This is a genomic window from Spirillospora sp. NPDC049024 (genome assembly GCF_040649235.1).
In the GTDB taxonomy this organism is placed as follows: Bacteria; Actinomycetota; Actinomycetes; order Streptosporangiales; family Streptosporangiaceae; genus Spirillospora.
This window is the reverse complement of the sequence record NZ_JBEZFD010000045.1, coordinates 18,089-30,832: the sequence shown is the minus strand read 5'-3', so window position 1 is coordinate 30,832 and position 12,744 is coordinate 18,089. Positions and strand designations below refer to the sequence as shown.

Sequence of the window (12,744 nt, the reverse complement as noted above, 5' to 3'; positions counted from 1 at the left end):
CGAACCAGCCCCACGGCAGCTCCCCCCGACGATCAACTCGCCGAGCAGGACTACACCACCGCTAGATCAATTGCTACGACCGGTTGAGGGCAGGGAGCCCTTGGGTGACTGTTTCCAAGGCGACGAGGGGCTGGAGTTTTGCGTAAGTATCCGTAGTTCGCCTCCACGAGGCAACGGCTTCCAATTGTGCTGGGAAGGAGTGTTGGGGAGCCAACTCCTTCAGAACGGGAACCCTCACGCCAGCGCCACGCCTTTCCTGTACAGCAGGAACCGGCGACTCGGGATGATGGAAGACAGGGAGGGCAGCTGCTTGGAAATCGACTACGAGGGTTCGCTGGAACATGGCGGACGGTGGGGGACTCCCAGATGGCTCGCGGACGAGTTCGGTGAGTTCCTTGCGTACGAGTCGTACGGCGAGCAGCGGGCCGCCGAGTAACCACGCCAGTGCGGTCGGACGGGCGTCCGGGTCCGGGCCTGGCGCTCGTGTCTTCAAGGGTGGTACGGGGGCTCAGTACGCTGGCCTTATGCGGATTGTCGCGGTTGCCGATACGCACACCTATCATCGCGAGCTCGCTGTTCCCGAGGGGGATGTCTTTGTGCACGCCGGTGACCTGTGCCGGCGCGGCAAGGACCTCAGGGAGCTCGAGGACGCCGCGGACTGGATTCAGGACCTTCCGCATCGGACGAAGGTGGTCGTCGCAGGCAACCACGACTGGATGTTCCTGGACGAGCCCGGACGGGCTCGGGCCGTCCTGGCCGACCGCGGCATCCGCTATCTGGAGGACAGCGGAACAGAGGTCGACGGCGTCACGTTTTGGGGCAGTCCCTGGCAGCCGGAGTTCAACGAGTGGGCGTTCAATCTTCCCCGGGGACGTCCGCTCGCCGAGAAATGGGCGATGATTCCGGACAGCGTCGACGTCCTGGTGACGCACGGGCCTCCGCTCGGAATCGGTGACGCGAACGCCTATCCCGGGCGCCACGGGTGCGAGGACCTGTTGGCCCGGGTGCGGCAGATCCGTCCCAAGCTGCACCTGTTCGGTCACATCCATCAGGACGGGGGCCTCTGGCGGCACGGGGAGACGACTTTCGCCAATGTCACCACGTGGGAGTGCGAGCGCGGCCCCACTGTCGTCCGCCTGGAGGCCTCGGGCGCCGTGGGCGAGATCGTTCCGCCGGCACGAACCCGCTGAACCCAGTTCGGGCTGCTCTTGATGGGGTCAGGCCCTATCTCGGCGACCCGTGCCGCATCGCCTGGACGGAACGGCCGGATCCTGTTCTCACGCACGCGCTCACCTCACAGGGGGAGTAGGGGCCTTGCTCTCGCACGCTTGTCGGGTGCATGCGGCATCCTCGGTCGCATGGACGAGGACAGCTTTTGGCAGCTCATCGAAGACTGCAAGCCAGGAGCGCCTGACCCGGATGCCGAGCATCTTGCGGACGCGCTGACCACACGGCTTGCCGCCGGTCCGCTGTCTGTGGCCGTCGAGTTCGCCGAGCACCTGTCGTGGGCTCTGTACCGTCTGGATCGCAGAGAGTACGGCCGTGACCTGTCGGGTGACGCCCTTCCTTTACACGCGCGCTGCCGTCGTCGCTGCCGGTCGGGAAGCCTACGAAAGGGTCCTCGGAGATCCGCTGGAGTTCGTCCCCTATGTCACCGGGCTCGTCTGGGCAGAGAGCCTGCTTTATGTTCCCGACCGCGCATACGGGCACATCACCGGCGAGGAGTGGGACCGTAGTACCCGCTACTCCTACGAGTCATACTCGAACGCCGCCGGCTGGGCCGGCCCGTGACCTGAGGGAGCAGGCTCCGCGTTGGGGCCGGTTTCTGCCTCTCGGTCTTGTCCGTTAACGGCCACTCCTGATCTGCACGGTCGTCGACTGGCGGGGTGGGTGTTGGCGATGGGGAGTCGGTCCTTGTAGGCGAGGCCCTAGGTGGTCCGTTACTGCTGGTCGTCGGCCTTGGTGGTCCAGCGGGGGTTGATGCGGTTGAGCCAGGCGTCTTGGGCATCCGCAAGGGGGTGGTCCAGGGGCAGCGGCAGGAAGCGGCAGGCGAAGGTCAGCCCGGCATCGTCCCCTTCGCCGCTTACGGCGTGGCTCCACGCGTCTTCCGTGGTCGCGGGTGCCTGGAGGTGGAAGTAGGTGGTCCTGCGCGGTCGGCGGGTTGCGGGGTCGGGCCTGGTGTCCACGGCGATCTGCTCGACCACGGAGACGGTGTGCAGGCCGGTCTCTTCGACGACCTCGCGCAAGACGGCTTGTTCCAGGTCCTCGCCGGGACGGACGCCGCCTGCGGGGACCTGCGTGCCGGCTTGCGGCATGCCTACGTGGTCGAAGACGAGGAGTTCGGGGACGGCCCCATGCCTGATCACATAGGCGGCGACACGGATCCTGGGTCGGGTCATCCGAGCATTGTGGCTCTGTCAGGCTCGCACCGGCCGCCGATCGTCCAAGGCCGTCCGGCCGGTTGGGGAGGCCGGCCGGACGGCGGTTCGGAGCGGGGGCCGAGTCGTGTGTCAGCCCCAGGCGACCAGGTCGACGGTGTCGTTGTCGGACTCCGGCTCCTCCAGGGGGTGGCCGGGGGGCAGCGGACGGGCCTTGCCCTCTTCCGCGTCGATCAGTATGGCCACGTCGTGGGTGTTGTTGATCCAGGAGGAGACGTTGTTGGCGGCCGTGTCGTCGCCCATGGGCAGGTCCATGAGGGCGACCCTGTAGCCGGCGCCGATGCCGTAGGCCGGGCCCTGCCGGTTGTAGTCGCGGTAGAGGCAGAGGGTGCCCGGGGGGCAGGCCTCGCCGTCGTCGAGCTGGACGACGCCGGGCGGCAGGTCCGCCTGGGCCGGGGCGGCGGCCTGCGCGGCCGTCGAGACGGCGGAGCCGGTCACGGTCGCGCAGGCGGCCAGGGCCGTCGCGGATATCAGTAGGCGCGCTTTCCAGTTCGCCATTGGGGGGATCTCCGTTTCGTGTGAATCGCTGTGCGGCAGGAGTGACGCCGCGCGACTACATTTGCACGGAGAGTGAGAAGCGCACCAGATTGCAGTGGTGGCCTTATGCGGTCACTTGATTACGTTCCGTGGCTCTTTGCTCGGTGATGCGTTGCCTGGTAAGCGGGGGAGAGGTCACGCGGTGCTTCACTGTGCGTAGCTTGATGGTCGGAGGGTCAGGGGCCGCACAGGGCGGCCGGGAGGGCTTCCTCCATGGCCTTGTCCAGGGTGGGGCCGCCGCCCGGGTTGAGGTTGACCATGACGGTGGCCTGCCTGCCGTCCGTCGTGGCGCCCGTGCGGACGCTGAAGCCGAGCATGTCGCCGTCGTGTCCCCAGAAGCCGTCCTTGCAGGTGGACGAGTTCTTGCCGGGAATCCACTCCAGCCCCAGGCCGTACTCGGAGTGTGAGGTGCGTCCGGTGGGACGGGTCGCCAGCATTTCCCGCATCTGGGCCGGCTTCAGCAGGCGTCCCCGGAGGAGGGCCGACATGAAGCGGTCGAGGTCCGAGGCGCTGGAGATCATGCCGCCTCCGGCTCCGGCCACGGTCGGGTTGAGGCGGGTGATGTCCACCAGTTCGGACTCCGGCCGCACGTAGCCGCGAAGGTGCGGGCCCGGGATGCCGGGTGCGTCGGTCGGGACGAAGGTGTCGTGCAGTCCCAGCGGAGCGATCACGCGGCGGCGGATCTCCTTGCCGTACGGATGCCCGGTCACGCTCTCGATGATCATCCCGGCCACGAGGTAGTTGGTGTTGGAGTAGGACCAGCCGTCGCCCGGCTTGAACTCCCGCTGGTGCGGGAGGGCGATGTCCAGCAGCTCCTGCGGCTCCCAGTGCCGGAGCGGGTCCTGGAGGATCTCCAGTGGCGACATGTAGTCCAGGACGTCCGGCAGGCCGCTGGTGTGCTGGAGCAGCTGGCGGACGGTGATCTCCCGCCCGTCGTTGTCCGCGCCGCGCACCACGCCCGGCAGGTACCGCTCGACCGGGGCGTCCAGGTCGACGCGGCCCTCGCCGACGAGCTGCAGGACGACTGTCGCGACGAACGGCTTCGTCAGGCTGCCGATCCGGAAGCGGCTGCGGGGGTCCACCGGCGCGCCCGTCCGGATGTCGGCGACCCCGCCGGTGGCCGTCACGCGGCCGTGCCGGTCGTGGAACTCCACGAGTGCGCCGGGAGCGCCGTCCGGGCCGCTGAGGCTTTCCGCCACCTGCCGCAGGCGGGCGGGGCCGGTCGCCTCCGCCGGGGCGGCCGAGGCCGTGACCGCCAAGGCCAGGGCGATCGCCGTCGCGCGTACTCCGTTTCTTCTGATCATGGACGGGACGATAGGAAGCGGCGGGCCGAGCGCACATCGGGCGCGTGAGCCATCCGTGTCCTCACCCGTGATGGGGAGCCCCGCATGGGTTGTCGGGGATTCGGGCGGTTCCTACGGTTGAGGTATGGACCAACGGGGTGTGCGGGGGCCAGGGGCGGTCGAGGCTTTCCGGTGGTGGGGGCGGATGGCCCGGAATCCGCTCGACACCTACAACGCCCTCGCCAGACGTTATGGGGACGCCGTCCGGGTGCCGTTCGGACGGAACCGGGCGTTCTTCCTGCTCTCGCGTCCCGAACACGCCGAACGGATCCTGGTCGCCAACCAGGACAACTACGTCAAGGCGTTCACGTATCGGCCGCTCCGGGCCGTCCTCGGGGACGGGCTCCTGACGAGCGAAGGCGATGTCTGGCGGCAGCACCGCCGGGTCGTGCAGCCGGTCTTCGCGCACCGGCATGTCAGCGGATTCGCCCCGCAGATGGTCGAGACGGCTGCTCAGGTCGTCGGACGGTGGCCCGACGACGTGACCCTGGACGCGGCAGGGGAGCTGCGTCGGCTCACATTGGGCATCGTGGGGCGGGCCCTGTTCGGCAGCCAGCTCGAAGGGGAGGCCGAGAGGACGGGGCGTGCGCTTGAGGCGCTCCAACGCGGTGCCGTGGTCGGGACCTTCATGCCAGGGGTGACCGCTAAGCGCGCGGTGTATCAGCGGGTACCGGGCCTTGGGAGCGCGCTGGGGTACCTGGACGGGATGGTGCAACGGGTCGTCGGGGGCTCGTCCGGCGGCGAATTGTTGAATCTCCTAGAAGAGAGCGGCCGGTTCACCGAGGCGGAGCTGCGCGACGAGGTCCTGACCCTGCTGCTCGCCGGGCACGAGACCACGGCGGCCTCGCTCGCCTGGACGTTCATGCTCCTGTCGAAGTACCCGGCGGCCCGGGACCGCCTGGAGGACGAGGTGGACGAGGTCCTCGGCGGCAGGGAGCCGAAGGCCGAGGACGTGGACCAGCTGCCGTGGACGAAGGCCGTCCTGTCGGAGGCGATGCGGCTCTGCCCGCCCGCCTGGACCATCGAACGCGACGCCCTGCAAGACGACGACGTCGCCGGGGTGGAGGTGCCGGCCGGCTCGACGATCGCCGTGCCGCCCTACCTGATCCATCGCAACGCCGACGTCTGGCCCAATCCGGAGGGCTTCCAGCCGGAGCGCTTCATGGGCGAGCAGAAGCATCCCCGGTACGCGTACCTGCCGTTCGGCGGCGGGCGCCGCATCTGCGTGGGCGCCGGTTTCGCGATGCTGGAGGCGACCCTGGTCCTCGCCACCATCGCCCGCACGCACCGGCTCGACCTGGTGCCGGGCGTGCCCGTGCCCAGCCGGGCGGAGATCACGTTCCGTCCTGCCGGGCCCGTGCCGATGCGGGTCATACGGAGGTAGCCCCTTTCCTCAGGCGGGCCGGATGTTGTGGTTGCGGTGGAACACGTTCTGCGGGTCGTAGGCCCTCTTGACCGCGCGCAGCCGCCGGAGGTTCTCGGGGGTGTAGGCGGTGGCCGTCCTGGACGTGTCGTGCAGGAAGTTCAGGAACGAGCCGCCGGTCGCATGGGCGGCGAGCGGTGCGGCGTCGGCCGGGGAGCCGTCGATGGTGAGGGAGAACGGGACGTCCCGGTGCCCGACCGGGCCGGCGTCCGGGGCGGGCCGGGCCATGGCGCCGCCCCAGTGCCGGACCTCGATCCCGGACGCGCCGCTGTGGGCGATCGCGGAGATGAGGGCGTCGGGCAGGTCGTCGTAGAGGTGGAAGTGCAGGGGCGCCGTGCCGCCCAGCGACTCGGTCTCGGCGTAGGGCATCGTCCGGAAGTCGTCGTGCAGCGGCGGGCCCGCGGCCTCCAGTAGGGAACGCAACGCGCGCGCGCCGTCTTCGGCGGGTCCCGCGTAGACGCCGCGGACGGCGACGACCCGCCCGTGGTCCGCGTGAGTCGTCAGCGCCACGGAGACCGTGAGCGAGTCGGGACGCGTGGGCGCCTCGTCCCGGAAACGGGTGAGAACGTCGGCGGCGCGTTCGGCCGGGAACAGCGCGACTCCCGCGTAGACCGTCGAGACGGGGTGGAGCCGGAACTCCAGCGACGTGACGACCCCGAAGTTGCCGCTGCCGCCGCGCAGCGCCCAGAACAGGTCGGGGTGGTGGTCGGCGTCGGCGGCGAGGCGCCGGCCGTCGGCGGTGACGAGCTCGGCGCGCAGCAGGTGGTCGGCGGCGAATCCGAACCGGCGCGACAGCCAGCCGACGCCGCCGCCGAGGGTGTAGCCGGCGACGCCGACGGAGGCGTGCGAGCCCGAAAGCGGCGACAGGCCGAGCGGCGCGGCCGCGGCGATCACGTCGCTCCAGCGGGCGCCGGCCTCGGCGCGGGCGACGCGGCGGGACGGGTCGACGAGCACGCGGGACATGCGGGACGTCCTCAGCAGCAGCCCCTCGCCCGGCGGGACGACCGTGCCGTGCCCCGTGGCCTGGACGGTCAGCGGCAGCCCGCGCTCGCGGGAGGCGAGGATCGCGGCGCGGACGTCCGCCACGCCGGTGGCGTCGACGGTCAGCGGCTCGGCGGTGCGGGTGCGGATGGCGGTGTCCATGGCGTCTTCCTTTCGGAGGATTTTTCTCCACTTACTCGCACGGTAACACTGACTGGAGGTTTTGTCTCCACTTAGTCCGACGCCATCTCGGCGCCGTCGCGGTCGAAGCTATAGTCACACTTCCTGATAGTCAATAATCGTGACTAATATGGAATCGGAGGATGGACCTCCACTACGCTGGGGGCCATGGGTGCGAAGCAGCGGCCGCTGCGGGCCGACGCGCGGGACAACCGCGACCGGATCCTCGCCGCCGCCCGTGAGGTGTTCGTCGAACAGGGTTCGGGCGCGCCGCTGGAGGAGGTCTCCCGGCGCGCGGGCACGGGCATCGCCACGCTCTACCGGCGCTTCCCCGACCGGCAGGCGCTGACGAGGGCCGTCGCCTTGGACGCGCTAGAGCGCACCAGGGACGAGGTCAAGCGCGCGCGGGACGACGAGCCGACCGCCTTCGCCGCCCTCGTCCGCTACATGCACCGCGTCCTGGACATCCGCATCGGCGCCGTGTTCCCCGTCCTGCTGGACCACATCCCCTTCGACGACGAGGAGATCGTCGCCACCCGCGACGACGGCGTCACCGTCATGCAGGAACTCGTCGCCACGGCCCAGAAGGACGGCGACCTGCGTCCGGACGTCACCCACGGCGATATCGGGATGCTGCTCGTGCGGCTGTCGCGCCCGCTGCCGGGCCCGATGCCGCGGGAGACCGCCGAGGATCTGGCGCACCGGCACCTCGACCTGATCATCGACGGCCTGCGCGCCGGCCGCCCCGGAGAGCCCGGCCGCCCGGAGGCGCTCGGCGGCCCGGCGCTGACCTTCGAGGACCTGCGGTCCATGGGGGACGACCCGGCCAGGTGACGTTCCGCCCGGAATGGGCACAGGCAGGGGCATGAACATCACAGGCATCATCACCGCGATCGTCATCGGTGCGATCATCGGGGCGCTCGGCCGGCTGCTGCTGCCCGGCCGCCAGCCCATCGGCGTCCTCATGACCGTGATCGTCGGTATCGTCGCCGCCCTCATCGGGACGGCCGTCGCGCAGCAGGTCGGTGTGGCCACGACCAACGGGATCGACTGGATCGAACTGGTCTTCCAGATCGGCCTGGCCGTGATCGGTGTCGCCATCGTCGCGGCCTTCCGGCGCAGGCACGATCGCGGCCATCGGCGCTTCGAACGCTGACGCCGCCCCCGGCTCATCCGCCTGACCTGGGCCGTCGCGGCCGCCGCCTCCCCGCGGCGGCCGTTTGGCCGTCTCCGGCCGCGGCCATGCGGATCTCGTCAAACGCCGCTTGCGGCAGGCGAAACTTTGATCTCATAGGGCGATTGAAAGGATGCGGAGAGTAACAAAGGGTCAGGGGGAGACCGGATGGCGGGGAGAGTCGCGTCCGTCGCGGAGTATGACAGGTTCCTGCTGCTGCGCAGGCGTTTCCGGCGGGCGGCGGTGGTGGTCACGGTCGGATTCCTCGGGTGGTATCTCGTCTTCGTCGGGCTGGCCGCGTTCGCGCGCGGCTTCATGGCGCGGACGGTCGCCGGGCACATCAACGTCGCGCTGCTGCTGGGGCTGCTGCAGTTCGTCTCGACGTTCGCGCTGACCTGGGGCTACCTGGCGTACGCGCGGCGCCGGCTCGACCCGCTGGCCGGTGAGCTGCGGTGACAGGGCGGACCCTGACGTTCGGCCTGTTCCTGGCGTTCGTCCTGATCACGCTGGGGATCACGGTGTGGGCGCGGGCGACCACGCGCGGCGCCGACGACTTCTACGCCGGCGGCCGGACGTTCACCGGCCCGCAGAACGGGGTCGCGCTCGCCGGCGACTACATGTCGGCCGCGTCCTTCCTCGGCATCGCCGGGATCATCGCGCTGAACGGGTACGACGGGTTCCTGTACTCGATCGGGTTCCTTGTGGCGTGGCTGCTCGCGCTGCTGCTGGTCGAACTGGTCCGCAACGCGGGCCGGTTCACGATGGGGGACGTGCTGGTGCGCCGGGTGCGGCGGCAGGCGCCGGTGCGCCGGGCCGCGGCCGTCTCCACCGTGACCGTGTCGGTGTTCTACCTGCTCGCGCAGATGGTCGGGGCCGGTGCCCTGGTGTCGCTGCTGCTCGGCATCCACCGCGGCGAGCGGTTCCTCGGGATGGACGCGGGCACCGCCAAGACCGTCACGATCGTGGTGGTGGGCGCGCTGATGATCCTCTACGTGGCGTTCGGCGGGATGAAGGCCACCACCTGGGTGCAGATCATCAAGACCGGGCTGCTGATGGCCGGGGCGGCGGTGCTGGCGGGGCTGGTGTTCGGCCGGTTCGGGTTCGACCCGGGGGCCATGCTCGGGTCGGCCGCCGACGCGAGCGGGAAGGGCGAGGCGTTCCTGCGTCCCGGGCTCCAGTACGGGCGGGACGTCCCGGGCGACGCCTACCGCACCGTGGTCAACAAGCTCGACTTCATCAGCCTCGCGCTCGCCCTCGTGCTCGGCACGGTGGGGCTGCCCCATGTCGTCGCGCGGTTCTTCGCCGTCCCGGACGGGCGCGCCGCGCGCACGTCGGTGTCGTGGGCGATCGGCCTCGTCGGCGTCTTCTACCTGATGACGCTCGCGCTCGGCTTCGGCGCGGCGGCCCTGGTGGGACGGTCCGCGATCCTCGCGCAGGACCCGTCCGGCAACACCGCGGTGCCGCAGCTCGCGCGGGCCGTCGGGGAGCACGTCGGCGGACGGGCCGGCGGCGACGTCCTGCTGGCGTTCATCGGGGCGGTGGCGTTCGCGACGATCCTCGCGGTGGTGTCCGGGCTCGTGCTGGCGTCGTCGACGTCGCTGGCGCACGACTACTTCGGCCAGGTGCTGATGCTCGGCCGCCCGCGCGAGTCGCAGGAGGTGGCGGTCGCGCGGTTCGCCTCGTTCCTCGTCGGCTCGCTGGCGATCGTCCTGGCGGTGGTCGCCCGCGACCTCAACGTGGCGTTCCTGGTGGCGCTGGCGTTCGCGATGGCCGCCTCGGCGAACGTCCCGGTGATCGTGCTGTCGCTGTTCTGGCGCCGGTTCAACTCCGCGGGGGTCGTCGCGGGCATCTACGGCGGGCTGGTGGCGTCGCTGGTGCTGGTCTTCTTCTCGCCCGTCGTGTCCGGCAAGGTCGATCCCGTGACGGGGCAGAGCCTGTCGCTGTTCCCCGCGGGCGTCGACTTCCACCTGTTCCCGCTGGAGAACCCCGGCCTCGTCTCCATCCCGATCGGCTTCGCCTGCGCGGTCGCCGGCACCTTCGCGGGACGTGAGAAGGCCGACCGGGAGCGCTACGACGCCCTCTCGGTGCGGGCGCTGACGGGTGCGGGATCACAGTGACCTGGGCGGTGCGTCCGGGTTAGCATGCCCTGCCCGGTTTGATTACCCGTGGGTACGGAAGACTGATCCGGGAGATCCGCGCTGTCCAGGACCGTGCCCTAATGTGCCGAGTGCCCGGGCCAGGGGCGGTTCGCGTGGCAGAATGTCACCCGCCGTGGAGCGCGGCGGTCTGCCGGAGGGAGGGGCGGCGTGTCCGAAGCCGGTCGGCGTCGTCCGGCGCATGCCCGACCGGCCGAGCCGCTGCTCCGGTTCGGTGCCCGGACGACCGCGGTCCTCACCGTCCTCACGCTCGGCGCGGCCGTGGCCGTGCCCGCGGCGATGGTCTCTGGCAGCCCTGCCAGCGGGCAGACGGTGCGCGGGGCTTCCGCGGGCGCCGTCGCCGGGCCGCTGCTGAACGCGCCGACCGACCAGATCCGCTCCCGCGAGTGGCACCTCGACGTCCTGCGCGCCCAGAAGGCGTGGCGGTACTCCAGGGGGCGCGGCGTCACGGTCGCCGTCCTCGACACCGGCGTCGACAGGCGCCACCCCGACCTCACCGGGCGCGTCGTCACCGGCCCCGACCTCACCGGCGGCGTGCGCCGCCCCGGCACCCGCTACTGGGGGCTGCACGGGACGTCCATGGCCAGCATCATCGCCGGTCACGGCCACGGCCCCGGGCTGTCGCAGGGCATGATGGGCGTCGCGCCGCTCAGCAACGTCCTGTCCATTCGCGTCACGCTGGAGAACGACGACCCGCTGCGCCGCGACAGCGGGCAGCAGCAGCCGGGCGCCGGCGGCGACCGCGACGCCGTGGCCCAGGGCATCCGGTACGCCGTCGACCACGGCGCCGGCATCATCAACATGTCGCTCGGCGGCGGCCGCCAGGCCTACGACGGCACGCCCTCGCAGGAGAAGGCGATCCGGTACGCGCTCTCCAAGGGCGTCGTGCTCATCGCCTCGGCGGGCAACGACGGCTCCGGCGCGAACCGCAAGAACTTCCCCGCCGCCTACCCGGGTGTGATCGCCGTCGGCGCGCTCGACCGCCGGCTGCGCCTCTGGAAGGACAGCAACCGGCGCTCGGGCGCCGCCGTCTGCGCGCCCGGCGTCGAGATCGTCAGCGCGGACGCCAGCAACGGCTACGTCGTCGGGACGGGCACCAGCGCCTCGTCCGCGATGGTCGCCGGGGTCGCCGCGCTCGTCCGCTCCCGCTACCCGAGACTCAGCCCCGAGGAGGTCAGGCGGGCGCTCCTCCAGGGCTCGCCGGCCCGCCCCGGCCATCCCACCGGCTCGCCCGAGTGCCGCGGGACGGTCGACGCGGTGCGGACCCTCGTCGCCGCCAACCAGATCAACAAGACCTCCAGCGGACCGGTGGAGACGCCGCCGCCCCCGCCCCCGACGCCGCAGCCCGCCGCGCAGCCGGTCGGCCGCGACTCCGGCTTCCTGTTCCCGCTCGTCCTCGGCGGCGGCGGGGTGCTGGTCGTCCTCGGGCTCGTGCTCGGCTGGCGGCAGCGGCGGCGCCCGGAGGGCGACGACGGGGACGCCGACGCCGTCGCCGACTACGGCCTGCCGTCCGCCCCGTCCGCGCCGCGCGAACCCGTGCCCGCCGGCGCACCGGCCGGGCCCGCCGGTGCGTACGAGGCGCCCGCGGTCGCGCCGGTCAGCTCGCCGCTCTTCCAGAGCAACGAGGTCTACCAGGGGCCCGCCTTCACGGAGGAGGCCCCGCCGCACGAGGCGTTGCCGCAGGAGGCCGTGCCGCTGGACGCCCCGATCTGGGACGCCCCGCCGCCGGACCCCGGTCCCGCGGGTTTTGCTCCGCCGGACGCAGGGTTCGCTGCGCCGGAGGGCGGTTTCGCCGAGCCCGCGCCGTCGGACGGAGGGTTCGCTGCGCCGGACGCAGGGTTCGCTCCGCTGGACGGAGGGATCGCTTCGCCGGAGGCGGGGTTCGCTGCGCCGGAGGGCGGTTTCGTTTCGCCAGATGCCGGTTTCGCCCAGCCCGCGCCGCCGTCCGGCTGGGACGGGAAGCTCCCGCCGCCGATCGAACCGAAGCAGCCCCCGGTCATGCCGGGCGAGCTGCGCCCGTTCGTCCCCGGCGAGTTCGCCGCGGACGGGCACGGCACGCGCAACGGGCACGGCACGCGCAACGGGCATGACCCCCTGAACGGGCATGACCCCCTGAACGGGAACGGGCACAACGGCGGCGGGCTCAACGGCTCGGCGCGCGAGGAGCCGTCCGTCCTCGACGACGACGAGTGGGAGGCCTTCCGGCGGGGCGCGCTCGACACGCCGGACCTCCCCGAGACCGGGACGACGGCTCCGCTCGCCGCGGTATCCCCGGAACCGCCGAACGAGCCGCCGCCCCCGCACGTACCTCCCGAGGACGAGGGGCCCCTGGGCGGGTTCCCCGACGTCCCGCTGCCCGGTCCGGGCGATGCCGAACCGCCGGAAGGGCCTGTCCCGCCGCTGGGCACGGCCGACGACGAGCCGCGCGGGCGGCACTCGAAGCCGCCGCGCCCCGCCGACGACGAGGACTACCGGCCGCCCTGGTGGTGAGCGCGGTACTCCGGCGGGCGTA

13 protein-coding genes and 1 pseudogene are annotated in these 12,744 nt (G+C 71.5%); 10 read left to right on the top strand and 4 right to left on the bottom strand.

The genetic code is table 11. The features are described from left to right. Nucleotides 1-310 precede the first annotated feature (310 nt). The 4 genes and pseudogenes from AB0C21_RS42540 to AB0C21_RS42525 all read left to right on the top strand — a co-directional run bounded on the left by AB0C21_RS42540 (nt 311) and on the right by AB0C21_RS42525 (nt 1,791). A complete protein-coding gene (locus AB0C21_RS42540) occupies nt 311-436 on the top strand; it encodes a hypothetical protein (protein ID WP_500212136.1) in 126 nt (41 codons plus the stop codon). 88 nt (nt 437-524) lie between these two features. Continuing rightward, on the top strand, nt 525-1,190 hold the full coding sequence (locus AB0C21_RS42535) for a metallophosphatase domain-containing protein (RefSeq protein ID WP_500212134.1): 666 nt from the start codon (nt 525-527) through the stop codon (nt 1,188-1,190). Between the two features lie 21 nt (nt 1,191-1,211). Then, a pseudogene (locus AB0C21_RS42530) lies at nt 1,212-1,526 on the top strand (DUF4240 domain-containing protein); the annotation flags it as partial. 16 nt (nt 1,527-1,542) lie between these two features. Then, nucleotides 1,543-1,791 carry a DUF4240 domain-containing protein gene (locus AB0C21_RS42525; protein WP_500212132.1) on the top strand — a complete coding sequence of 83 codons (249 nt, stop codon included), beginning with the start codon at nt 1,543-1,545 and terminating at the stop codon, nt 1,789-1,791. 149 nt (nt 1,792-1,940) lie between these two features. Here the strand turns inward: AB0C21_RS42525 and AB0C21_RS42520 are convergent, their stop codons facing one another. The 3 genes from AB0C21_RS42520 to AB0C21_RS42510 form a co-directional block, all read right to left on the bottom strand. Then, a complete protein-coding gene (locus AB0C21_RS42520) occupies nt 1,941-2,399 on the bottom strand; it encodes an NUDIX hydrolase (protein WP_500212130.1) in 459 nt (152 codons plus the stop codon). Between the two features lie 111 nt (nt 2,400-2,510). After that, entirely contained in the window at nt 2,511-2,936 is a 426-nt protein-coding gene (locus tag AB0C21_RS42515; RefSeq protein ID WP_500212128.1) for a peptidase inhibitor family I36 protein, read from the bottom strand. A 215-nt stretch (nt 2,937-3,151) separates the two neighbouring features. Continuing rightward, nucleotides 3,152-4,279, bottom strand: a complete 1,128-nt coding sequence (locus AB0C21_RS42510; protein WP_500212126.1) for a serine hydrolase domain-containing protein — start codon at nt 4,277-4,279, stop codon at nt 3,152-3,154. Nucleotides 4,280-4,463: 184 nt separating this feature from the next. Here AB0C21_RS42510 and AB0C21_RS42505 point away from each other — a divergent pair, with 184 nt between their 5' ends. Then, complete coding sequence (locus tag AB0C21_RS42505; protein WP_500212124.1) at nt 4,464-5,702, top strand: cytochrome P450; 1,239 nt, start codon at nt 4,464-4,466, stop codon at nt 5,700-5,702. 9 nt (nt 5,703-5,711) lie between these two features. Here AB0C21_RS42505 and AB0C21_RS42500 read toward each other — a convergent pair whose 3' ends face one another. Further along, nucleotides 5,712-6,884, bottom strand: a complete 1,173-nt coding sequence (locus tag AB0C21_RS42500) for an FAD-binding oxidoreductase (RefSeq protein ID WP_500212122.1) — start codon at nt 6,882-6,884, stop codon at nt 5,712-5,714. Nucleotides 6,885-7,070: 186 nt separating this feature from the next. Here AB0C21_RS42500 and AB0C21_RS42495 point away from each other — a divergent pair, with 186 nt between their 5' ends. From AB0C21_RS42495 to AB0C21_RS42475, 5 genes are all read left to right on the top strand, one after another. Beyond that, the gene (locus tag AB0C21_RS42495; RefSeq protein ID WP_500212120.1) at nt 7,071-7,736 is read left to right on the top strand and encodes a TetR/AcrR family transcriptional regulator; all 666 of its coding nucleotides are present in this window, start codon (nt 7,071-7,073) and stop codon (nt 7,734-7,736) included. A 31-nt stretch (nt 7,737-7,767) separates the two neighbouring features. Continuing rightward, on the top strand, nt 7,768-8,058 hold the full coding sequence (locus tag AB0C21_RS42490) for a GlsB/YeaQ/YmgE family stress response membrane protein (protein WP_500212118.1): 291 nt from the start codon (nt 7,768-7,770) through the stop codon (nt 8,056-8,058). A 186-nt stretch (nt 8,059-8,244) separates the two neighbouring features. Beyond that, nucleotides 8,245-8,532 (top strand): DUF485 domain-containing protein, encoded by a 288-nt coding sequence (locus AB0C21_RS42485; protein WP_500212116.1) that lies wholly within the window; start codon nt 8,245-8,247, stop codon nt 8,530-8,532. Beyond that, nucleotides 8,529-10,193, top strand: a complete 1,665-nt coding sequence (locus tag AB0C21_RS42480) for a monocarboxylic acid transporter (RefSeq protein WP_500212114.1) — start codon at nt 8,529-8,531, stop codon at nt 10,191-10,193. The genes AB0C21_RS42485 and AB0C21_RS42480 overlap by 4 nt, the downstream gene beginning before the upstream one ends. A 189-nt stretch (nt 10,194-10,382) precedes the next feature. After that, nucleotides 10,383-12,722 (top strand): S8 family peptidase, encoded by a 2,340-nt coding sequence (locus AB0C21_RS42475; protein ID WP_500212113.1) that lies wholly within the window; start codon nt 10,383-10,385, stop codon nt 12,720-12,722. Nucleotides 12,723-12,744: the final 22 nt, after the last annotated feature.

What these genes read in the sequence shown, in the direction of transcription:
- AB0C21_RS42535 (WP_500212134.1), top strand. Translation starts at nt 525, where the DNA reads ATGCGGATTGTCGCGGTTGCCGATACGCACACCTATCATCGCGAGCTC.
- AB0C21_RS42520 (WP_500212130.1), bottom strand. Translation starts at nt 2,399, where the DNA reads ATGACCCGACCCAGGATCCGTGTCGCCGCCTATGTGATCAGGCATGGG.
- AB0C21_RS42515 (WP_500212128.1), bottom strand. Translation starts at nt 2,936, where the DNA reads ATGGCGAACTGGAAAGCGCGCCTACTGATATCCGCGACGGCCCTGGCC.
- AB0C21_RS42510 (WP_500212126.1), bottom strand. Translation starts at nt 4,279, where the DNA reads ATGATCAGAAGAAACGGAGTACGCGCGACGGCGATCGCCCTGGCCTTG.
- AB0C21_RS42505 (WP_500212124.1), top strand. Translation starts at nt 4,464, where the DNA reads ATGGCCCGGAATCCGCTCGACACCTACAACGCCCTCGCCAGACGTTAT.
- AB0C21_RS42500 (WP_500212122.1), bottom strand. Translation starts at nt 6,884, where the DNA reads ATGGACACCGCCATCCGCACCCGCACCGCCGAGCCGCTGACCGTCGAC.
- AB0C21_RS42495 (WP_500212120.1), top strand. Translation starts at nt 7,071, where the DNA reads ATGGGTGCGAAGCAGCGGCCGCTGCGGGCCGACGCGCGGGACAACCGC.
- AB0C21_RS42490 (WP_500212118.1), top strand. Translation starts at nt 7,768, where the DNA reads ATGAACATCACAGGCATCATCACCGCGATCGTCATCGGTGCGATCATC.
- AB0C21_RS42485 (WP_500212116.1), top strand. Translation starts at nt 8,245, where the DNA reads ATGGCGGGGAGAGTCGCGTCCGTCGCGGAGTATGACAGGTTCCTGCTG.